At 71.6% G+C, this 20,819-nt stretch carries 13 protein-coding genes; 4 read left to right on the top strand and 9 right to left on the bottom strand.

Translation table 11 applies throughout. From position 1 onward, the window contains the following. Nucleotides 1-110 precede the first annotated feature (110 nt). The gene (locus ACFVDP_RS06635) at nt 111-1,109 is read right to left on the bottom strand and encodes a TauD/TfdA dioxygenase family protein (protein ID WP_383484212.1); all 999 of its coding nucleotides are present in this window, start codon (nt 1,107-1,109) and stop codon (nt 111-113) included. A 434-nt stretch (nt 1,110-1,543) separates the two neighbouring features. On the opposite strand from ACFVDP_RS06635, the gene ACFVDP_RS06630 reads away from it, so the two are divergent. Together ACFVDP_RS06630 and ACFVDP_RS06625 are read left to right on the top strand one after the other, a co-directional pair. Then, nucleotides 1,544-2,794, top strand: coding sequence for an ROK family protein (locus ACFVDP_RS06630; RefSeq protein ID WP_383484209.1), 1,251 nt, complete (start codon nt 1,544-1,546; stop codon nt 2,792-2,794). Nucleotides 2,795-3,115: 321 nt separating this feature from the next. After that, the gene (locus ACFVDP_RS06625) at nt 3,116-4,132 is read left to right on the top strand and encodes a LacI family DNA-binding transcriptional regulator (protein ID WP_383484206.1); all 1,017 of its coding nucleotides are present in this window, start codon (nt 3,116-3,118) and stop codon (nt 4,130-4,132) included. Nucleotides 4,133-4,146: 14 nt separating this feature from the next. On the opposite strand, the gene ACFVDP_RS06620 is transcribed toward ACFVDP_RS06625, so the two are convergent. From ACFVDP_RS06620 to ACFVDP_RS06595, 6 genes are read right to left on the bottom strand one after another with little or no spacing between them, the layout of a single operon-like run. Beyond that, a complete protein-coding gene (locus tag ACFVDP_RS06620; RefSeq protein WP_383484407.1) occupies nt 4,147-4,842 on the bottom strand; it encodes a hypothetical protein in 696 nt (231 codons plus the stop codon). A 53-nt stretch (nt 4,843-4,895) separates the two neighbouring features. Next, nucleotides 4,896-7,109 carry a glycoside hydrolase N-terminal domain-containing protein gene (locus ACFVDP_RS06615; RefSeq protein ID WP_383484203.1) on the bottom strand — a complete coding sequence of 738 codons (2,214 nt, stop codon included), beginning with the start codon at nt 7,107-7,109 and terminating at the stop codon, nt 4,896-4,898. Next, complete coding sequence (locus tag ACFVDP_RS06610) at nt 7,096-9,090, bottom strand: beta-galactosidase (RefSeq protein WP_383484200.1); 1,995 nt, start codon at nt 9,088-9,090, stop codon at nt 7,096-7,098. The genes ACFVDP_RS06615 and ACFVDP_RS06610 overlap by 14 nt, the downstream gene beginning before the upstream one ends. A 60-nt stretch (nt 9,091-9,150) precedes the next feature. After that, nucleotides 9,151-10,077: a carbohydrate ABC transporter permease gene (locus ACFVDP_RS06605; RefSeq protein ID WP_383484197.1), complete on the bottom strand. Its 927-nt coding sequence runs from the start codon at nt 10,075-10,077 to the stop codon at nt 9,151-9,153. Then, nucleotides 10,074-11,114, bottom strand: coding sequence for an ABC transporter permease (locus ACFVDP_RS06600; protein ID WP_383484194.1), 1,041 nt, complete (start codon nt 11,112-11,114; stop codon nt 10,074-10,076). Before ACFVDP_RS06600 ends, ACFVDP_RS06605 begins: the two co-directional genes overlap by 4 nt. Further along, nucleotides 11,114-12,805 (bottom strand): extracellular solute-binding protein, encoded by a 1,692-nt coding sequence (locus ACFVDP_RS06595; protein WP_383484191.1) that lies wholly within the window; start codon nt 12,803-12,805, stop codon nt 11,114-11,116. The genes ACFVDP_RS06600 and ACFVDP_RS06595 overlap by 1 nt, the downstream gene beginning before the upstream one ends. Before the next feature lie 233 nt (nt 12,806-13,038). Here ACFVDP_RS06595 and ACFVDP_RS06590 point away from each other — a divergent pair, with 233 nt between their 5' ends. Continuing rightward, the gene (locus ACFVDP_RS06590; RefSeq protein ID WP_383484188.1) at nt 13,039-15,858 is read left to right on the top strand and encodes a glycoside hydrolase family 3 C-terminal domain-containing protein; all 2,820 of its coding nucleotides are present in this window, start codon (nt 13,039-13,041) and stop codon (nt 15,856-15,858) included. Beyond that, on the top strand, nt 15,855-18,089 hold the full coding sequence (yicI, locus tag ACFVDP_RS06585) for an alpha-xylosidase (protein WP_383484184.1): 2,235 nt from the start codon (nt 15,855-15,857) through the stop codon (nt 18,087-18,089). Before ACFVDP_RS06590 ends, yicI begins: the two co-directional genes overlap by 4 nt. A 2-nt stretch (nt 18,090-18,091) precedes the next feature. On the opposite strand, the gene ACFVDP_RS06580 is transcribed toward yicI, so the two are convergent. Both ACFVDP_RS06580 and ACFVDP_RS06575 read right to left on the bottom strand, forming a co-directional pair. Then, a complete protein-coding gene (locus ACFVDP_RS06580; RefSeq protein ID WP_383484181.1) occupies nt 18,092-19,567 on the bottom strand; it encodes a glycoside hydrolase family 43 protein in 1,476 nt (491 codons plus the stop codon). A 39-nt stretch (nt 19,568-19,606) separates the two neighbouring features. Further along, entirely contained in the window at nt 19,607-20,794 is a 1,188-nt protein-coding gene (locus ACFVDP_RS06575; RefSeq protein ID WP_383484178.1) for a lactonase family protein, read from the bottom strand. Between the last annotated feature and the right edge of the window lie 25 nt (nt 20,795-20,819).

The raw sequence follows: 20,819 nt of genomic DNA, 5'->3' as shown, positions 1-20,819 counted from the left end.
GCGGGTGGGTTTGTGGTACGTTGTTATAACGCCCAGACCGCGCGGGACCTGTCGCGGGGTCCGGGGCCCCACACCGGCGCCCGGACCCACCGCGCCCACCGAGGCCACGCTCAGCCGCTGACCGCCGGCACGGCGGTGGGCGTACCCGTCTGCGCCGTCGACGCGCCCGACGCGATGCCGTGCTCCGGCTCGGGCACGGTCTCGGGGGACAGGAGCGTCGACGTCCGGCCGTCGATGCCGACGGGGACGTCGCCGTCGATCGTCACGCGGGCCAGCGCGCGCTCGTGGTCGTCGGAGTCGTCGACGCCGTAGTGCTGGGTGGCGCGGTTGTCCCAGATGGCCACGTCGCCGACCTGCCACTGCCAGCGGACGGTGTTCTCCGGGCGCTCGATGTGCCGCTGGAACAGGTCGACGAGGTCACGCGAGTCCCGGCCGGTGAGCCCGGCGATCTTCTGCACGAAGTTGCCGAGCAGCAGCGTGCGCTCACCGGTCTCCGGGTGCACGCGGACCACCGGGTGCTCGGTCAGGAACTTGATTTTGGCGAACACGTCGCGGAACCGGGCCAGTTGCTCCGGGAGCGCGTCGGGGCGCAGGGCCGCGTAGTCGTAGTCGTTGGAGTGCACGGCCCGCAGACCGTCGGCCAGCTCCCTCAGCGGGGCGGGCAGATTCTCGTACGCCGTCGCCGTGTTCGCCCACAGCGTGTTGCCGCCGTACGGCGGGATGGTGATCGCACGGAGGATGGAGAACGCCGGGTAGGCGGGGACGAACGTGACGTCGCTGTGCCACTGGTTGGCACGGCCGCCGTAGTCGGAGTTGATCGGGAACGCGTACCGGCCGTCGAGGGACGGCACGGTCGGGTGGGCGACAGGGGTGCCGAGCAGCCGGCCGAAGGCCTCGTGCGCGCGGGCGTCGAGGTGGTCCTGGCCGCGGAAGAAGACGACCTTATGGGCGAGGAGCGTCTCGCGGATCGCGGTGACCGTCTCGGGGGCCAGCTCGCCGGAGAGGCGGACACCTGCGATGACCGCGCCGAGGCGGCCGTTCAGTTTGGTGACGGTGAGGTCGGGGGCGGCGACAGCGGCAGAGGCGGTTTCGGGGGCGGTCGTGGTCATGGCGGGTGTCCTTTCGGGCGGTGCGGGGGGTGTGCGGGTTTGTCTCTGTGCGGAAATAATTCGGGAGCGATGCGCCGAGGGGCCGCGCCGTCGTGGGCGCTCGCGTCCGGCGGCGGGGCCGCTGATCGGCACGGGCGGGGGCTGGAGCGCCCCGGGGCGAGCCGAGTGCGCAGGCTCAGATACAGGGACACGTCGTCGCGGTCATGTGTCGGAGCGTCGCAACCGTGCCGGGCGGCGTCAACCGGTCGCGGTGCACCCGGGACGCCTCCCGAAAGGACGCCGAAGACCGCTCTGAGCAGGTGCGTTGAGGCAGGATCCGGTCCGCCGGCGGCGCTCCGCGATTTCACGGGCCCGCAATGTTCCCCGCTCCGCACCGCCCGGCCCCGGCCGCATAGGCTGCGGGCCGAACCGGGCGCGAAGAGGAGGGACGGACGATGCCGCGGACGGACACGGATGCCGACGAGAGCCCGCACCACCCCACGCGGATGACCGGCGACGGCCGGCGGGACGCCAACGCCGCCAGCGTGCTGCGGACCGTGCTCGACCACGGACCCGTGGCCCGCGGCGACGTCGCGCGACTGAGCGGTCTGAGCCCGGCCGCGGTCTCCCGGCAGTGCACCGACCTGGTCCGCAGGGGCCTGCTGCGCGACCTGCCGGAACCGGCCGCACCCGGCGCCGTGGGCCGCCCCCGCATCCCCGTCGACCTGCACACCGGCGAGGTCGGCGGACCGCTCGCGGCCGGTCTGCACATCGGCGTGCCCGCCTCCACGTTCGGCCTGGTCGACCTGCGCGGCCGCATCGTGGCCCGGCGCACCTTCTGGCACGAGGGCACCCGGGCGGACGCACTGGTCGGCCAAGTGGGCGCGGCCCTGCGGGAGTTCCTCGCCGAACGGCCCGCCGGGCGGCCGCTGCTCGGCGTCGGCGCCATGCTCGGCGGCTGGGTCGAACCGGGGGAGGGCGTCGTCGTCCGGCACGATGCCCTGGCGCTGCGCCACCGGCCGCTCGCCGCGCAGCTGTCCCGCGCGCTGGACCTGCCGGTACGCCTCGACAACCACGCCCGCGCCGTCGCCCAGTCGGAGATCCTCTTCGGCAGGCCCGCCGCCCGGCGCAGCCTGGTCCACCTGTTCGTCGGCAACGTCGTGGACGCGGCGCTCGGTATCGCGGGAGTCGTCCACCGAGGCCCCCGCGCGGGCGCCGGTGACGTGGCCCATCTGCCGGTGCCCGACTCCACCGCACCCTGCGCCTGCGGACGCACCGGCTGTCTGGAGGCGACCGCGTCCGACTCGGTGCTCGCCGCCACCGCGGTGCGGCGCGGCATCATCCCGGAACCGCAGACCATGCTGCTGATCGACGCGGCCGCCGCCGGTGACCCGCGGGCCGACAGCCTCCTTCGCGACCGGGCCCGGGCGGTCGGCCGGGCCGCCGCCCTGCTGCTCGACGTGCTCAATCCCGACCTCGTGGTGATCACCGAACAGTCGAGTCTGCTCCACGCCGACTACCTGACGGAGATCCGCGGCGCGGCCGTCGACCACTCGCACGTGTGCGACGACCCCGAGCGCCTCGTGAGTCCCCATGCCGGACCGGGTGTCCTTCCCGTCGCTGCGGGCACGGTCCTGCTGAATCCCCTGTTCAGAAACCCTCTGCGGGCCGGTGGCCGGGTACAGGGCCACGTCGGCTGCGGCTGAGAGCCGCCCAGGATCCGGACGGAACCGGCTGACGGTTCCCGAGCGGGGACCGGCTGAATCCGGCCGTACGTCCACTGCTCGCGCACCGAATCTTTCCGGCGCCGCCCCCAGCACGGCCCCCTGTCATTAACCTGTGGGACAGGAACACACTCCGCCGGCGGGGTGAGAGAGAACTGTCGAAGCGCTTCGACAGTCTTATGGACAGGCGGCTGTTGATCCCCATAGGGTCAGCAGGTCGAACCGGCACCGGCAATTAGTCCCCGTCGAAGCGCTTCGCATCGGGAGTGCTTCGTCCCTTTCGCATCGGCTCAGGAGAACGACATGGTCACGCTCGCAGAGGTCGCCCGGCACGCCGGAGTCTCCGCCAGCACCGTGAGCTACGTCCTCAGCGGCAAGCGGTCCATCTCCGCCGCCACCCGGGAGCGCGTCGAGAGCAGCGTGCGCAAGCTCGGCTACCACCCGAACGCGGGAGCCAGGGCCCTGGCCAGCAGCAAGTCCAACATCATCGCCCTGATGGTGCCGCTGCGCACCGACATGTACGTCCCGGTGATGATGGAGATCGCGATGGCCGTCGCCACCGCCGCCCGCACCCACGGCTACGACATCCTGCTGCTCACCGGTGAGGAGGGCGCCGAGGCCGTGCGCCGCATAGAGGGCAGCGCGCTCGCCGACGCGATGATCCTGATGGACGTGGAGCTGGACGACGAGCGGCTGCCGCTGCTGCGCACCGCCTCCCGTCCCGCCGTGCTGATCGGGCTGCCGGCCGACACCACCGGACTCAACTGCGTCGACCTCGACTTCGCCGCCGCGGGCGCCGTCTGCGCCCAGCACCTCGCCGACCTCGGACACCGCGAGATCGCCGTCATCGGTGAGGCGGCCGCCGTCTACGAGCGGCGTACCGGATTCGCCGAGCGGACCCTGTCCGGACTGCGCGAGCGCAGCGGCGAGCTGGGGCTGCGGCTGCTGCACCGCCCCTGCGAGGGCTCGTACGCCTCGGTCTCGGCAACGTTGTCGAGGGTCTTCGACGAGCGCCCCGGCACCACCGCCTTCGTCGTGCAGAACGAGGCCGCGACCGATCCGCTGCTCGCCCTGCTGCGCCAGTCGGGCCGGGCCGTCCCCGAGGACGTCTCCGTCGTCGCCGTCTGCCCCGAGCAGGTGGCCGCGCACGCCTCGGTGCCGCTGACCTCGGTCGCGGTGCCCGCGCAGGAGATGGGGCGGCGCGCCGTCGAGCAGGTCATCGCGAAGATCGAGGGGCGCGGCTGCGACGAGGAGGCCGTGCTGCTCGCCCCGGAGCTGACGGTGCGCGAGAGCGCGGCCCAGGCGCCCGCCGACGCCTGAGCCGCGCCCGTCCGTCAGCTGCTGGAGACGCCGAAGCTGTTCGTGGTGAAGTTCAGGCCCCCGGCCGACGAGGTGATCTCGTAGCCGAACTGGACGTCACCGATGGTCACGTCACCGATGTACCCCTTCGTGTCCCGCAGCCACTTCAGGATCGGCAGGATGTTCACCGTGCCCGACGTGGAGTCGGAGGTGCGCAGGAACGAGTACACGTTGTTGGCGCCGTTGCTGCCGACGTACACCGTCCAGGTGTGGCCGCCGAGCGTGACGTTGCCGATCGAACTGCCCAGCGCGCCCACGGCGCCGTTGTAGTTGACCCAGAGCATGATCTCGTTGGCGTAGCCGGTGTCCCAGATGTCGTACGACGTGTTGTAGGCGCCCGCCGACGGGACGGTCACGTTGTAGCTGCTGGTGAGGGAGGACAGCGCGCTGATCCGCTTGCCGATGACCTTCTTGGCGTTCGGGTAGGACTTGATGCCGCCGGTGTTGGGGTGGTCGGCCCGGACGCCCCAGTTGGACGACGAGTTGGCCCAGATGGTCTGGGAGCCCGCGCCGGAGCCCCAGATGTTGTTGTAGAGGATGTAGCCGTCCGAGGTGGTGTAGTTGCCCCACTGGTCGGACGACGACCACACCGCCGCGCTGGCGGGCGCGGCGGTGAGGGCGAGTGCGGCCGTGGCCGCGAGTGCGGAGCCGAGGACGGTGCGGCGGCCGATCGGTGTTCCTGAGGGTGCCATGGTGTCCCTTCCATGGTCGGTGGGGGGGGGAACTACCGCGTTCTCACTTTGAGTTCGCGGTCCTCGCCGGCGATCAGACGGACCGTTCCGTCGTCGCCGTCGGGGGTCTTGAGTTCGATGTGCGCGTCCCGCTCGGGGCGCACCACCGCCGTGCAGGTGCCGCCGCCCCAGGCCAGGTCGACGCGCGCGCCGAACCGGGTGCGCAGACCGCGCACCGTGCCGCGCGCCCAGGACGCGGGCAGCGCGGGCAGCAGCACGAGCCGTCCGGGCGTCGACTGGAGCAGCGCCTCGACGAGCAGCGCGGGCAGGGTGTGCGCGGCGTCCGCGTTGTAGACGTCGCGGCGCGGATAGTGCGCGCTCATCAGCGAGGGATGGAAGTAGTCGCCGGTCAGGACGTGGCGCAGCGCGTCGGCGACGCGGGGCGCGTCGCGCAGCCGGGCCGCGATCAGGGCGTGGTGGAGGTGGCCGTGCGCCGAGTCGTTCTCGGCGCCGCGCAGCGCGAGGGCCCGCCGCGCCGCCTTCGCGAGCTCGGGTGTGTCGTAGGGGTTGATCTCGTGGTGCGGCCACACCGGGTAGAGGTGGCTCAGATGCCGGTGGTCGTAGGTCTCCGCGAGGCCCGGCCAGGCCCACTCGGCCAGGGCGCCGTCGTCGTTGACCCGGTAGTCGGGCAGCCGGTCGGCGAGTGCGGTCCAGCGGTCGGCGTCCGGCCCGGGGGACCAGGCGGCGGCGGTGCGCAGGGCGTGCCGGGCCGCAGCGATGTCCATCGTCGCGTTGAGGGTGCCCCAGCTTGCGTTCGCCGGGCGGTTCTCCGGCGAGTACGACGGGACGACGATCACCCGCCCGTCGGGCCCGGTGCGGCTGAGGAAGTCCTCGTAGAAAAGGGCGAGTTCGCCGAGTGCGGCGATCAGCCAGGGCGGGCGCTCGCCGGTCGTCTCGGCCTGTTCGACCAGTGGGGTGAGCAGCCAGTCGGCGCCCGCCGTCCACAGGTGCATCGGCCACTGCCGCTGGAAGTGGTACGTGTGCCCGGACTCGCCGTCGGTGTGCGCGGGCGCCACGATGCCACGAGCCCCGAAGATGCTCCGGGCGTTGTCACGCCAGTCCGCCAACTGACCGTGTATCAAGGCGCCTTGGGCCTCGACCACCTCGGGGAGCGCGCAGGCGGGTGCCGACGCCGTCTGGAGATTGAGGTTGGCGTCGGTGGTGAACGCGCCAGACCACGCCGTGTCCCACTCGCCCGTCCACAGGCCCGTCAGCCGTGGCGGCAGGGCGCCCGATGAGCTGAGCAGGTGATAGCGGCCGGCGGCGAACAGCCGCTCCAGCAGGGCCTGGCTCTCCGGGCGCGCCAGCAACTCTGAGCCGGGAAGAGCCCGTTCGGCCGGGACCCCGCCGAGGGAGAGCGTGACCCGCTCGTACGCGGCCCGGTGCTGAGCGGTGTGCCGTGCGAGCAGATTGGCGTAGGTGCGTGCCGTGCCGCGGCTGTCGAGCAGGGCGGCCAGTTCGGCGGCGTCCGTGCTCGCGTCCAGTTCTCCGAGATGCCGGCGCACGCGGGTGAGCAGCAGGATCTCCTCCGCCCCGTCGACCCGGAGGCCGGTGGTCCCGATCGAGGTGCGGCCACCCTTGACCACGGCCACCGTCACACCTGTGTAGGCGAGTTCGCCGTCCGGGTAGCGGCAGCGCAGGGTCAGCTGGGCGCCGTACGGGGTGAGGACGACGCTGCGGCCGACGCCGAGCCCGCCCGGCACCCCGGCGAGTCGGTGATCGAGCAGCACCTCCCCGTCCAGTCCCGGCCCGGTGGCGTACTGCACCACGACGTCGTCGGCCCGGGAGACGAACACCTTTCCCTGCCAGCCGCCGCAGCGCGCCGCGCACACGCCCGTCGCGAAGTCGACGGAACGGCGGTAGTGGCGCCACGCGATGCTGTCGCGGACGAACCGCACCTGGAACGCGGGATGGAACGCCCGCACCCACTGGAGCTCACGCCCGTCCGTGAACTCCTCCGCGGCCGTCAGGTCTCCGGCCAGCAACCGGACCTGAAGCTCCGGGAGTTGGTCGGCGAGCCGGGGCGGCTTCGGCTGTGGTCCGCCGTCCGGGCGCACCAGGGTGTGATGGGTGACGATCACCCGGTCGTCGTGCGGGTCACCGAACACGAGGGCGCCGTGGCGGCCGTTCCCGCTCAGGAAGGTGTCCTCCCAGCGGGCGGCCGGCGTCGGCTCCCAGGTGCCGTGGGGATGCTCAGGCAGCGTCATGATCGCCCCGCCCGCCGCGCAGCGCCACGACGCCGAAGCGTCCCAGCGTCACGGACCCGGTGTGCTCGTCCCCGGTGAGCAGATCCCGCAACGGGCCATCTTCCGCCGGGAGTTCGACGACCACCTCGTCCCGTCCGTGGTGCAGCAGGAACAGCACCTCGCCGCGGCGTACGGCCTCCACTCCTGCGGGGAGGCCGGGCAGTGGAGGCCGTACGCCCGCCTCGGCGGCCACACCCGCGAGCAGCGCGCGCAGGGCCGAGGGCTCGGGAAGGGTGGAGAGGTACCAGGCCCGGCCGCGCCGCAGCACGGCCGGCATGCCGTCGAGTTCACCGCCGCGATAGGCCGACACGACCTCCGCGTCCTCGGCCGCGGTCAGCTCCTCCGACCACAGCGTGCCCGTGAACTCGCCGCAGTCCACGCTCTCTTCGGGGGCCAGCGGCCACCACTCGTGGACGGTCCGGATTCCGAACAGCTCACGCAGCCGCGAGTCCATGCCGCCGGGCCGCACCCGGTCGTCGGCGTCGGCGATCCCGGAGAAGAACCCGCACACGATGCGCCCGCCGCCGCGCGCGTACGCGAGGAGATTCTCGACGGCCGCGTCGGTGAGCAGGTACAGCTGCGGCACGACGACCATCCTGTGGGCGGACAGATCGTGCTCGGGGTGCGCGAAGTCCGTGGTCAGGCCCGCCTCCCACAGCGCCCGGTGCCAGGCCCGCACCACGTCCTCGTAGGCGACCCGCGTGGACGGCCGGGCCTCCTGGCTCCCCGCCCACCACGAGTGCCAGTCGTGCAGCACGGCCACGTCGGCGCTCACACGTGTGCCGGCCACTTCCCCCTCCAGCAGGGCGAGTTCGGCGCCGATCCGCTTCACCTCGGCGAAGGCCCGGCCCTCCTCGCCCGCGTGTCCGACCATCCCCGAGTGGAACTTCTCCGCGCCCTGCCGGGACTGCCGCCACTGGAAGTAGAGGACGGCGTCCGCGCCCCGGGCCACGGACTGGAGCGACCACAGGCGGTTGAGGCCGCGTGGCTTCGGCTGGTTGACGTCCCGCCAGTTGACCGCCCCGGCCGCCTGCTCCATCACCATCCAGGGCCGCCCGCCGGCCTGGCCGCGCGTCATGTCGCCGATCATGGCGTTGTACTGCCCGCCCTGCGGGTCCCGCGGATCCGGGTAGATGTCGACGGAGACGACGTCCTCGTGCTCGGCCCACGCCCACGCGTCCTGCCCGATCCAGAACGGCATGAAGTTCGTGGTCACCGGGATGTGCGCGGGGGAGTGCCGGCGCACGATGTCGCGCTCGGCGACGAAGCACTCCATGAGCGCGTCGGAGGTGAACCGCCGGAAGTCCAGTACCTGCGCGGGATTGCGCAGGTACTGGGCGCGCCGCGGCGGGATCACGTCCTCCCACGTGTCGACGTGCTGGCTCCAGAAGGCCGTGCCCCACGCCTCGTTGAGGGCGTCCAGGGTCACGTACTTCGCCCGCAGCCAGTCACGGAAGCCGCGGGCCGCCTCGTCGCCGTGGTCGAACGTGCAGTACTCGTTGTTGATGTGCCACATGCGCAGCGCCGGATGACGGCCGTAGCGCCGGGCGAGGTCCTCGGTGATCGACGCGGCGTAGCGGCGGTACGCGCTGGAGGAGTGCGCGAACTGCTGGCGGGAGCCCCACCACACGATCTGCCCGTTCTCGTCGCGGGGCAGGGTCTCCGGGTGCAGCCGGCCAAGCCACGGCGGCGGCGACGCGGTCGGCGTCGCCAGGACGACCCCGATGCCGTGCAGGTGCATCAGATCCATGACCCGGTCCAGCCACCCGAACTCCCGTGCTCCCGGGCGGGGTTCGAGCTTCGCCCAGGAGAACACGCCGAGCGTGACGGAGGTGACCCCGGCCGCTTTCATGAGGCGCACGTCCTCGGCCCAGACCTCCTCGGGCCATTGCTCGGGGTTGTAGTCGCCGCCGTGGAGGAGGCGGCTGTCGGGGGCGGTCATAGTGCGGCTCCGAAAGGGGGTCACAGGCGGGACGGGCGGTGCGTGGCGTTCGGTGACGGGTCAGCCCTTGACGGCGCCGGTGAGCATGCCCTTCTTGAAGTGGCGCTGGACGAAGGGCGAGGCGATGGCCACCGGGACCAGGGCGAGGACCATGACGGCCATCTGAAGGCCCAGCGTGGACAACTGCCCGGTGTGGACCGCCTGCTGGAGGCCGGTCGGCGCGGCCCGGCTCTTCTGCACCAGCTGGATCAGCACGTTCTGCAGCGGCATCATCTGCTGGTCGGTCAGGTAGATGGAGGCGTTGAACCAGGCGCTCCAGTACCCGACCGCGTAGAACAGCGAGATGACCGCGAGCACCGCCCGCGACAGCGGCAGGATGATGGTGAGCAGGATCCGCAGATCGCTCGCCCCGTCGATGCGGGCCGACTCGGTCAGCTCCGGCGAGATGCCCATGAAGAAGGAGCGCAGCACCAGGATGTTGAAGACGCTGACCGCGCTCGGCAGGATCAGCGACAGATAGGTGTCGGTGAGGCCGAGCGACTGCACGAGCAGATAGGTGGGGATCAGTCCGGCCCCGAAGAACATCGTGGCCATCAGTGACATCAGCAGGAACCGGTGGCCGAGGCTGCCCGTGCGGGACAGGCCGTAGGCGGCGAGCACCGACACCGTCATCGAGAACACCGTGCCGACCACGGTCACCCCGATCGACACGAGCATCGCGCGGCTGACCTGACCGCCGCCCAGCAGCTCCGTGTAGTTGATGAACGTGATGCCGTCGGGGATCAGGACGAGGCCGCCGGCCCGGTCGATCACCGGCTTGGGGGACAGGCTCGTGACGACCACGATCCACAGCGGCCCGAGGATCGCGAGACAGCACAGGGCGAGGAAGCCGCCCTTGAGCGTGAGCCCGGCCTTCCTCGGCGGCTCCTCCCACACCGGGCGCGGCGGCGCCTGGAGGCTGCGGATCAACTGCGTGTTCAGGCTCACTTCTTGTACACCCCCTGCTCGCCCAGCAGGTGCGCGAACCGGTTCGCGCCCAGGACGAGACAGATGCCTATGGCCCCCTTCACGAGGCCGACCGCGGCCGCGTAACTGAAGTCGCCGTTCTGGATTCCCATGTTCCACACGTAGGTGTCGAGGACCTCGCTGGCTCCCGCGCCGACCGCGTCGCGCTGGAGCAGGAACTGCTCGAAGCCGACGGACAGCGCGTCGCCGACCCGCAGCACGAGCAGCAGGGCGATCACCGGGCGCAGCGCGGGCAGGGTCACGTGCCACATGCGGCGCCAGCGTCCGGCGCCGTCCATGGCGGCCGCCTCGTAGAGGTCGGTGGAGACCGCGGCGAGCGCGGCGAGGAAGACGATGACCCCCCAGCCCGCGTCCTTCCACACGGACTGGGCCGTGACCAGGAACTTGAAGAAGCTCGCGTTGGTCATCAGGTCGAAGCCGCCCCAGCCGTGCTGCTCCATCGTCTGCGCGATGATGCCGGCGCCGCCGAAGATCTGCTGGAACACGGTGACGACCAGGACCCACGAGAAGAAGTGCGGCAGATACATGATCGCCTGCGCCACGGCCCGCACCCGGGGCCGCACCACGCTGTTGATGAGCAGTGCAAGGGCGATGGGGACCGGGAAGAACAGCACCAGCTGGAGGACGAACAGGACCAGCGTGTTCTTCGCCGCGTCCCAGAACAGCGGGTCGCCGAGCATCCGCGAGAACTGCTCCACGCCGACCCAGGGGCTGTGGAAGATCGCGGTGACGCCGTTGCTGGAGACGTACGGGTCGTAGTCCTGGAAGGCCACGACATTGCCCAGCAGCGGGACGTAGTTGAAGAGCAGGAGCAGGGCGATCGCGGGCAGCGTCATCAGGATGAGCGCACGGTCGCGGCGCAGCCGGGTCCGGAAGGGAACCTTGGCGCCGCCGGAGCGCTTCTCGGCGACCGCCTTCGGGGCGAGCGCGGCCACCGGCTCCTCGACGGCGGCCGGCGGACGCACCCCGTCGGGCCTGCTCCCGGCGGTGAGAGACATCAGTTGCCGCTGCCGTTCTTGTCGATGAGCTTCTTGTACCAGTCGCGCAGCTTGTCGCCGCCCGAGGACTTCCAGGTGGAGATGGCCTGCTGGACGTCGGAGAGCTTCTTGTTGCCGCGCACGTAGTCGATCTCCAGCTGCTCGAACTGGCTGGAGAGGCTCGCGTAGCGGGTCGGCTCGACGATGTTCATGCCGTACGTGCTCGTGTTCTTCATGAACGAGCCCTGACGCTGCTCCCACTCGACCTGCTTGCGGGCGATGTCGGGGTAGTCGGGGTGCGCGAAGTAGGGGGCCGGCGCGGACAGCATCAGCCAGGCGTTGATGACCTCCTGGTTGCCCTGGTCGTTCTTGACCGGGGTGCCGTCCTTGACGGCGTAGTGCGTGCCCTCGACGCCGTAGTTGACGAGCATGAACTCCTTGGTGCCGTACGGCGCGGCGGCGAAGTTCGCGGCGGCCAGCGCGTTCTCGACCGTCTCCTTCGAGGCGCCCTTGCGGATCAGCGACCAGATCGTGGCGGGCTGGCTCGCCCACAGCGTGGGGTCACCACCGTCCGGGCCGAACAGATCCATGGCGGCTATCTCGAAGTCCGGGTTGGACTTCGCCTGCTCGGCGGTCTTCAGGTACCAGTGGGACATGTCATTGTTGTACATAAGGATCTGACCTGCGGTGAAGCGCTGCCCCGCGTCGCCCGAGCGGGCCTTGTCGTCGGGGTGCACGACGCCCGCGTCGAAGAGCTTGCGGGTCCACTCCAGGGCTTCGAGGTACTCGGGCTGCTCGACGCGGTAGGTCAGCTTGCCGTTGCTCTCGATGTGCCAGCCGAGGGTGCCCGAGGGGCGCACACCGTAGATGTTGAAGCCGGTCCAGGACATGTCGCCGCAGGCGTACACCTTCGCCTTCGCGCTGGTCGCCTCCTTGGCCCAGCTCAGGAACTCGGCCGCCGACTTGGGGACGTCGTAGCCCTTCTTGTCGAAGATGTCCTTGCGGTAGTAGGCCGGGTTGAACGTCGCCGCGGCGGACGGCATGGGGATGCCGCGCAGCGCACCGCCGAAGATGCCCATCCGCCAGGAGTCCGAGGGGATCGCAGCCAGGTTCGGGTACTTCTTCACCTTGTCGCCCGCGAGGTACGGCCCGAGGTCCATGAACTTCGCGGTGACCGCGTTGGAGATCTTGCCGACGAGCTCCCAGTTCGGCACGACCACCATGTCGGGGATCGAGCTGGACGCCAGCACGGCGCCGAGCTTCTCGCCGTAGGTGTTGCCGTCCTGGTTCTGCCAGGTGATCTTGGTCCCCGCCGCCTTGTCGAGCTGCGTGTAGTAGGCGCAGTCCGCCTTGGGCGCGGTGCCCCAGAGCGGGGACATGACCTTCAGGGGAGCGCCGGTGCCCAGCTTGCTCTTCACCGAGGTGGACAGGGCGGAGAGATCGACCTTGGCGGTGTAGCCCGCAGCCGACCCGTTCTTCGACGAGATGTCGGGCCGGGCGAAGGTGCTCGCGATGTACGCGGGCAGCAGCTTCGCGGCGCCCTTCTCGGATGTGGTGCCCTCCCGGTCCTTGCTCTCCGAGCCGCCGCCGCAGGCGGAGAGCAGGGGCACACCGCCGGCGACCGCGACCGCGGCGACGGCCGTCGAGCCGAGGAAGGTTCTCCGGCTGGGACCGGGATTCACGGGGTGTGCGGTGGAGGAGTTCGGCGTCATTGCTGCAACCCTTCGGGACAACGCATCGCGCATTTCGTCGAAGCGCTTCGATGTTGCAGCGACATTAAGGGAACCCCCGAAGGCTCACAAGGTGCGTGCATCAGATTCCTGAACGCAGCTTCGCTCCCAGGCACTTGACACCTGACATCTTCTCTACGGAGCATCGAAGCGCTTCGAAGATTTATTGCGCCGGTCGGCGAGCCGACCGCTCCATCTCGACAAGGGACCCGCCCGTGACCGCAGAATTCCCGCTCGACCCAGGTGGCACCCCGTCCGCCGACAAGCGCGTCGACGACCTGCTCGCCGGACTCTCGCTCGACGAACGCATCGCCCTGCTGCACCAGTTCACGCCCGGCGTCGAACGGCTCGGCCTCGCCGCGTTCCGCACCGGTCAGGAAGCGCTGCACGGGGTCGCCTGGATGGGCCCGGCCACCGTGTTCCCGCAGTCGGTCGGGCTCGGCGCCACCTGGAACGAGGACCTGGTGCGCCGGGTCGGCGACGCCGTGGCCGGCGAGGTCCGCACCATGCGCGCCCGCGACGAGCGCGTCGGTCTCAACGTCTGGGCCCCGACGGTCAATCTGCTGCGCCACCCGCTGTGGGGCCGCAATGAAGAGGGCTACTCCGAGGACCCCTGCCTCACCGCCGCCATCGCCACCGCCTACACGCGCGGCCTGCGCGGCCCCCACCCCACCTACTGGCGCACCGCCCCCGTCCTCAAGCACTGGCTCGCCCACAACAACGAGACCGCCCGCGACACGGCCAGCTCCTCCGTGCGCCCCCGCGTCCTGCACGAGTACGACCTGAAGGCGTTCCGGCGGCCCGTCGAGGAGGGCGCCGTGGCCGGAGTCATGCCCGCCTACAACCTCGTCAACGGCCGCCCGAACCACGTCTCCCCGTACCTGCGCGAGCAGTTGAGGACCTGGACCGACCAGGAACTCCTGGTCTGCTCCGACGCGGGCGCGCCCAGCAACCTCGTCGACTCCGAGCATTACTACGCCACCCACGAGGAGGCCACCGCCGCCGCGCTCGTCGCGGGCGTGGACAGCTTCACCGACCACGGCACCGACTCGTCACAGATCACCGGCCGGATCCGGGGCGCCCTGGAGCGTGGGCTGATCACCGAGACCGACATCGACACCGCCGTGCGCCGCCAGCTCGACGTGCGCGCCCGCCTCGGCGAGTTCGAGGACGTCGACCCGGTCCCGCCCGGTGAGTTCGACACCGAGACCCATCGGGCCCTCGCCCAGGAAGCCGCCGAACAGGCCGTCGTGCTGCTCAAGAACGACGGCCTGCTGCCGCTCCCCGACGACGCCCGGATCGCGCTCGTCGGCCTGCTCGCCGACGAGTGCAAGACCGACTGGTACAGCGGCACCCTCATCCACCGCTCCACCCCGCTCGACGGCCTCCACGAGCGGTTCGGCCCCGACCGGGTCACCTTCACCGAGGGCGTGGACCGGGTCAGGCTCCGCTGCGCCGAGGGCTGGCTGTACGTCCCCGAAGGCACCGCCGACACCGGGACGCGCGGCGCCGAGGGCGCCCTCGACCCGGCGCTGCTCGCCGGCCGCACCGACCTGCCGCCGCTGACCACCCGGACCGACGCGGGCACCGAACTCGCCCTGGTCGACTGGGGACACGGCGTCCTCACCCTGCGCGCGCCCGACGGCCGCTACCTGTCGGTCGCCGACGACAGGTTCGTCCGGGCCTCCGCCGACCAGCCGGGCGGCTGGGTCGTCCAGGAGACGTTCACCCTCGAAGCGGTGCACGACGGACACCTCCTGCGGCACACGGGGTCGGGCGGATACGTCGTGGTCGCCGCCGAGGGCGTGAAGGTTGCCGACCAGGGCACCGTTTTCCGGGTGGAGTTCGTCGAACGCGGCGCCGACGCCGTGGCCAGGGCAGCGGCCGACGCCGATGTCGTGATCGTCGTCGCCGGCAACGACCCGCACATCAACGGCCGCGAGACCGAGGACCGCACCACCCTCGCCCTGCCCGGACAGCAGGACGAGCTGTGGCGCGCGGCCCGCGCCGCCAACCCGAACACCGTCCTCGCCCTGGTCTCCGCCTACCCGTACGCCGTCCCCGACGCCGACCGGAAGCTGCCCGCGCTGCTGTGGACCGCGCACGGCGGCCAGGCCGCGGGCCGCGCCCTGGCCCGGGTCCTCGCGGGCGACGTGAGCCCGGCCGGCCGGCTCCCGCAGACCTGGTACGCCGCCGACACCGAGCTGCCGGACCTCCTCGACTACGACATCATCGGCTCGCGCCAGACGTACCTGTACTACGAGGGCGCCCCGCTCTACCCGTTCGGACACGGGCTGACGTACAGCTCCTTCGGGTACGACGATCTCGTCGCCGAAGCGGGCCCGGAGACAGTGGAGTTGTCCTTCACCGTCACCAACACCGGGAGGCGTACCGCCGCCGACGTCCCGCAGCTCTACGTCCGCCCGCTCGGCATGCCGGTGCCGCGCCCGCGCCGCCAGCTCCTCGCGCACCGCCGTCTCACCCTGGCGCCCGGCGCCCACGAGCGGGTCACGTGCACGGTGCCGGTCGCCGACCTCGGCCACTGGGACGTCGCGCACGGCCGCTGGAGCGTGACCTCGGGAACGTACGAGATCCTCGTCGGCGCCTCCAGCGAGGACATCCGCCTCACCACCGAGATCACCGTCGACGGCGACGCGCCCGGACCCCGGCCCGTCGTCGCGCACGGACTGGACGCGGCGGCCTACGACGAACAGCGCGGCACCGAGATCGTCGACCGCACGAAGACCTACGGCGACGCGGTCACGCCCGTCTCCGGATCCGGCGAACTCCACTACCAAGCATGCGACTTCGGGCCCGACGGCGTGACGGGCGTCCGCGTCGAGGCCGCGGGCGAGGGCACGGTGACCGTCGGCGACGGCCACCCGCTCACCGTCCCCGCCACCGGAAGCCCGTACACCTACGTCACGCTCGACGCCGACTTCACCGCCACCGGCGTGCACGACCTGCGCGTGACGCTCGACGGCACGGTCCGCCTGGCCCGGCTCACCTTCATCCCGCGGAGGCTCGACGCATGAAGTTCACCGACGGTTTCTGGCTGATGCGCGACGGAGTACGGGCCTCGTACGCCACCGAGGTCCGCGACATCCGCGACGCCGACGACCGGTTCACCGCGTACGCCGCCGTACGGCAGGTCCGCGACCGGGGCGACACGCTCAACCAGCCGCTGATCACGATCGACTGCTTCTCGCCCGCCGAGGGCGTCATCGGCGTCCGCGTCACCCACCACGCCGGAAAGCGCCGACCCGGGCCCGACTTCGAGCTGTTGCCGACCGAAGGCGGCAGCGGCGCCCGCGTCACCCGCGACGGCACGGTCACCGAGCTGACGAGCGGACCGCTGAGCGTGCGCCTCGACACGGCGGGGGAGTGGGGCCTGGAGTTCCGCGACACCTCCACCGGACGGCGGCTCACCGGAGTCGACCGCAAGGGAACGGCGTTCGCCACCACCGCCGACGGCGCCCACCACATGGTCACCCAGCTTGCGCTCGGCGTCGGCGAGCAGATCTACGGCCTCGGCGAACGCTTCACCCCGTTCGTGAAGAACGGCCAGACCGTCGACATCTGGCAGGCCGACGGCGGCACCAGCAGCGACCAGGCCTACAAGAACATCCCGTTCCATCTCTCCTCGCGCGGCTACGGCGTCCTCGTCAACCACCCCGGGAAGGTCAGCTACGAGATCGGCTCGGAGTCCGTCGGACAGCTGCAGTTCAGCGTCGAGGACCAGTCCGTCGAGTTCTACGTCGTCGCCGGCCCGGCCCCGAAGGACGTGCTGCGCCGCTACACCGCCCTCACCGGCCGCCCGGCCCTGCCGCCCGCCTGGTCCTTCGGACTGTGGCTGACGACGTCGTTCTGCACGGAGTACGACGAGGAGACGGTGACGTCCTTCGTCGACGGCATGGCCGACCGGCACATCCCGCTCAGCGTCTTCCACTTCGACTGTTTCTGGATGCGCGAGTACCAGTGGTCGGACTTCACCTGGGACCCGGACGTGTTCCCCGACCCGGTCGGCATGCTGCGCCGCCTCAAGGCGCGCGGCCTGCGCATCAGCATGTGGATCAACCCGTACATCGCCCAGAAGGCCGCCCTCTTCGCGGAGGCCGCCGAACAGGGCTTCCTGGTGCGGCGGCCGAACGGCGACATCTGGCAGTGGGACCTGTGGCAGCCCGGCATGGCACTCGTCGACTTCACCAACCCGGCCGCCCGCGCGTGGTACACGGACAAGCTGCGCGGCCTGCTCGACCAGGGCGTCGACAGCTTCAAGACGGACTTCGGCGAGCGGGTGCCCACCGACGTCGTCTGGCACGACGGCTCCGACCCCGAGCGCATGCACAACTACTACGCGCACCTCTACAACCGCACCGTCTTCGAACTCCTGGAGAAGGAGCGGGGCAACGGCGAGGCCGTCGTCTTCGCCCGCTCCGCGACCGTCGGCGGACAGCAGTACCCGGTGCACTGGGGCGGCGACTGCTTCGCGTCGTTCGGCGCCATGGCCGAGTCGCTGCGCGGCGGTCTCTCGCTGTCCCTGTCCGGCTTCGGGTTCTGGTCGCACGACATCGGCGGCTTCGAGGGCACCCCCGACCCGGCGGTCTTCAAACGGTGGCTGGCCTTCGGCCTGCTCTCCTCGCACAGCCGGCTGCACGGCAACGTCTCGTACCGCGTGCCGTGGGAGTTCGGCGAGGAGGCGGTCGACGTGGCACGGCGGTTCACCCTGCTCAAGCACCGCCTGATGCCGTATCTGTACGGAGTCGCGACCGAGGCGCACGACACCGGTGTGCCCGTGATGCGCCCGATGATCCTGGAGTTCCCGGACGACCCGACCTGCCGGACCCTCGACCGGCAGTACATGCTGGGCCCCGATCTGCTCGTGGCGCCGGTCTTCTCGGCCGACGGCGACGTCGAGTACTACCTCCCCGAGGGCACCTGGACACACCTGCTCACCGGGGAGCACGTCGAGGGTCCCGGCTGGCGCCGGGAGACGCACGGCTTCGACAGCCTGCCGCTGTACGTGCGGCCCGGCGCGGTGCTGCCGATGGGCGCGGACGACCAGCGGCCCGACGGCGACTGGCCCGACGGGCTCACCCTCCTCGTCACCTCGGACGCCGACGACGTGACGGTGCGCGTGCCGGGGCACGGGGCTCAGGAGGTGGGCCCCGCCGTCACGTACCGGGTGCGCCGGGACGCGGCCGGCGGCGCCGTCACGGTCGAGGCTGTTGGAACGCAACTCCCGTACCACGTACAGGAGATGTGAGGTCAGGCGACGGGCGGCTCCTTCAGCGGCTCGTACGTGAACCAGTCGAAGTGGACGGTGCCCTCGGCCGCGTACGGACCGATGACCCGGCCGGTGAAGCCGCCGGCCACCTCGGTCGACAGATAGCGGCCGTCGAGCGCGGCGAGTGCGGTGAAGGTGCCCTCGGGCCCGGTGACGCCGAAGGTGAGCGTGTCGGGGCCCGACCGGGCGTCACGGACCGGCTGGGGGCTCACGTCGACACCGAGCGTCAACGGGCCTTCTGGTACGTCGAGTTCGGCGACGGCGGTGCGCAGGGGGCCGATCCGGGCCAGCACCCGGACCGTCCCGCCGCCCGCCTCGATCTCGTAGTGGTGGTCCTCGTCGAGGCGGACCGCAAGTCCGCCGCTGCCCTCGCCCGGGTCGACGCGGGTGCGGGCACGACAGGAGAGCAGGTCCTGGCGGCGGCCCACGAAGGTCACGTCGGGGGAGTCGAGACCGGCCCCGCGGGCGCGCAGCGTCAGCCGGCCCGGGCGGTCCTGGGTCGTGCAGTGGGAGGCGGGCCTGGACCGCGGCGAGATCCAGCCCGGCGCCAGCTCCGGGGCGTCGAAGTCGTCACGGTACGCGGGCGCGGCGGACTCGGTCCCGGCGACGATTCCGCCGACCACCGGCCAGCCGTCCTCCCACCGCACCGGCGCCAGGAACGTCTCCCGCCCCACCACGTGCCAGCCGGGCGAGCCGCCGCCGGGCCGCACCCCGAGGAACACCATCCACCAATTGCCGTCGGGGGCCTGCACGAGATCGGCGTGGCCGGTGTTCTGCACCGGGTCGTCCGTGGAGCGGTGGGAGAGGACCGGATTGGCCGGGCACGGCTCGAACGGGCCGGACGGCGACGGCCCGCGCGCGACGGAGACGCCGTGCCCGCGCTCGGTGCCGCCCTCGGCGATCAGCAGGTACCAGGTGTCGCCGACCCGGTACAGGTGCGGCGCCTCCGGGGCCTTGGCGCCGGGCGTGCCCGACCACAGGCGCCGCGGCTCGCCGAGCGTCCGCCCGGTGTACGGGTCGATGGGCACCTGCGAGATCCCGGCGGTGGTGCACCAGCACGTGCCGTCCTCGTCCCAGACGATGTCCGGGTCGATGCCGTGCACCCCGGGCAGCGGCAGCGGGTCCGACCACGGGCCGGCCGGGTCGGTGGCGGTGACCAGGAGGTTCCCGCCGCCCTCGGCGCAGTTCGTGACGATCAGCCAGAAGCGGCCGTCGTGGTGGCGCAGCGTCGGCGCGTAGATCCCGCCGGACGCCGGGGTGTCCGGCGGGAGCGTCAACTGCCCGGGCCGGTCGAGGACGTTGCCTATCTGCGTCCAGCGCAGCAGGTCCCGGCTGTGGAAGAGCGGGACGCCGGGCACGTACTCGAAGCTGGAGCACGCGAGGTAGTAGTCGTCGCCGACCCGGCAGATGCTCGGGTCGGGGTGGAAACCGGGGATGACCGGGGTGCGGCCTGCCATGAAGGACCTCCGTCGAAGCGCTTCGACGGAGCGTAACCGCTACAGCGGCAGCGCGCACACCGCGATCGGAGCCTCGAACGCCGCACCCGCGGACGTGAGTTGGCCGGAGCCGTGGTCGACCCGGAAGACGCTCACGGACCCCGACTTCTGGTTCGCCGCGAACAGCAGCGCCTCGTCGGGCGAGAACGCGATCTGCCGCGGGAAGTCGCCGCCCACCGGCACCGTGTCGAGCAGCCGCAGCCGCGCCCCGTCCTCCTCGACCGCGTACCGGGTCAGGCTGTTGTCGCCCCGGTTGGCGAGATACGCGTACGCGCCCTCCCGCGTCACGAGGAACTGCGCCGGATAGCTCGTCCCCGACCCCGTGCCGGTGGACTGCGGCTCGCCCGGGGTGAGGCGCCCGCTCTCGGGGTCGTACGCGCAGACGACCGCGGTGTTGTCGACCTCGTTGGCGAGGTAGGCGTACCGGCCGCCGGGATGGAAGGTGAGATGGCGGGGGCCCGCACCCGGACGCAGGGCCGCGTACGAGACCTGCGTGAGCGTCCCCGCGCCGGTGTCGAGGCGGTACGTGTACACCGTGTCGTTGCCGAGGTCGACCGCGAGGACATGGCCGCCGTCCGGGCTGGTGACGATCTGGTGCGCGTGCGGCCCGTCCTGTCCCGGACCGGGCGCGGGCGTGCTGTGCGTGACCAGCGCGGTGCGCTCCCCGAGCGCGCCGGAGGCGTCGACCGGATGCACGGTGACACTGCCGGACGTGTAGTTGGCGCTCAGCAGCCAGCGCCCCGACGGGTGCACCGAGAGATGACAGGGGCCCGCGCCGCCGGTCGGGCGGGTGCCGAGGACCGTACGGTCGGCCAGGCGCACGGCCGTCACGCCACCGTCCTGCCGCTCGTCGACCGCGTACAGCGTGCCGCCGTCCGGATGCACCGCCAGGTACGAGGGATCGGCCACGCCCTCGACGGTCCCCGCCCCCGTGATCGCGCCGCTCTGCGCGTCGTACGTGGCGAGCCCGATGCCGGTGCCGCCGCCCTGCTGCGAGGTGTACGTGCCCAGGTAGAGGGGACGCTCACCGCTCAGCCGGGGCCGCCGGGGATCGCTCGGCCGGGGCTGCGGCCGCGGCCGGGCGTCGGCCGTCTGCGCCGACGAGGGGAGCAGTGCCAGCGCCCCGACGGCCGCCACCCCACCCAGGAATCCCCGGCGTCCCGTCCCGCTGGTGCGCGTACCTGACATCCGGGGAACCTCCTGCGTGTTCTGT

It is taken from the genome of Streptomyces sp. NPDC057694 (assembly GCF_042799415.1).
GTDB lineage: Bacteria > Actinomycetota > Actinomycetes > Streptomycetales > Streptomycetaceae > Streptomyces.
Note: the sequence above shows the minus strand (reverse complement) of the source record. Positions and strands in the feature narration are given on the sequence as shown.

What these genes read in the sequence shown, in the direction of transcription:
- ACFVDP_RS06635 (WP_383484212.1), bottom strand. Translation starts at nt 1,109, where the DNA reads ATGACCACGACCGCCCCCGAAACCGCCTCTGCCGCTGTCGCCGCCCCC.
- ACFVDP_RS06630 (WP_383484209.1), top strand. Translation starts at nt 1,544, where the DNA reads ATGCCGCGGACGGACACGGATGCCGACGAGAGCCCGCACCACCCCACG.
- ACFVDP_RS06625 (WP_383484206.1), top strand. Translation starts at nt 3,116, where the DNA reads ATGGTCACGCTCGCAGAGGTCGCCCGGCACGCCGGAGTCTCCGCCAGC.
- ACFVDP_RS06615 (WP_383484203.1), bottom strand. Translation starts at nt 7,109, where the DNA reads ATGACGCTGCCTGAGCATCCCCACGGCACCTGGGAGCCGACGCCGGCC.
- ACFVDP_RS06610 (WP_383484200.1), bottom strand. Translation starts at nt 9,090, where the DNA reads ATGACCGCCCCCGACAGCCGCCTCCTCCACGGCGGCGACTACAACCCC.
- ACFVDP_RS06600 (WP_383484194.1), bottom strand. Translation starts at nt 11,114, where the DNA reads ATGTCTCTCACCGCCGGGAGCAGGCCCGACGGGGTGCGTCCGCCGGCC.
- ACFVDP_RS06595 (WP_383484191.1), bottom strand. Translation starts at nt 12,805, where the DNA reads ATGACGCCGAACTCCTCCACCGCACACCCCGTGAATCCCGGTCCCAGC.
- yicI (WP_383484184.1), top strand. Translation starts at nt 15,855, where the DNA reads ATGAAGTTCACCGACGGTTTCTGGCTGATGCGCGACGGAGTACGGGCC.
- ACFVDP_RS06580 (WP_383484181.1), bottom strand. Translation starts at nt 19,567, where the DNA reads ATGGCAGGCCGCACCCCGGTCATCCCCGGTTTCCACCCCGACCCGAGC.
- ACFVDP_RS06575 (WP_383484178.1), bottom strand. Translation starts at nt 20,794, where the DNA reads ATGTCAGGTACGCGCACCAGCGGGACGGGACGCCGGGGATTCCTGGGT.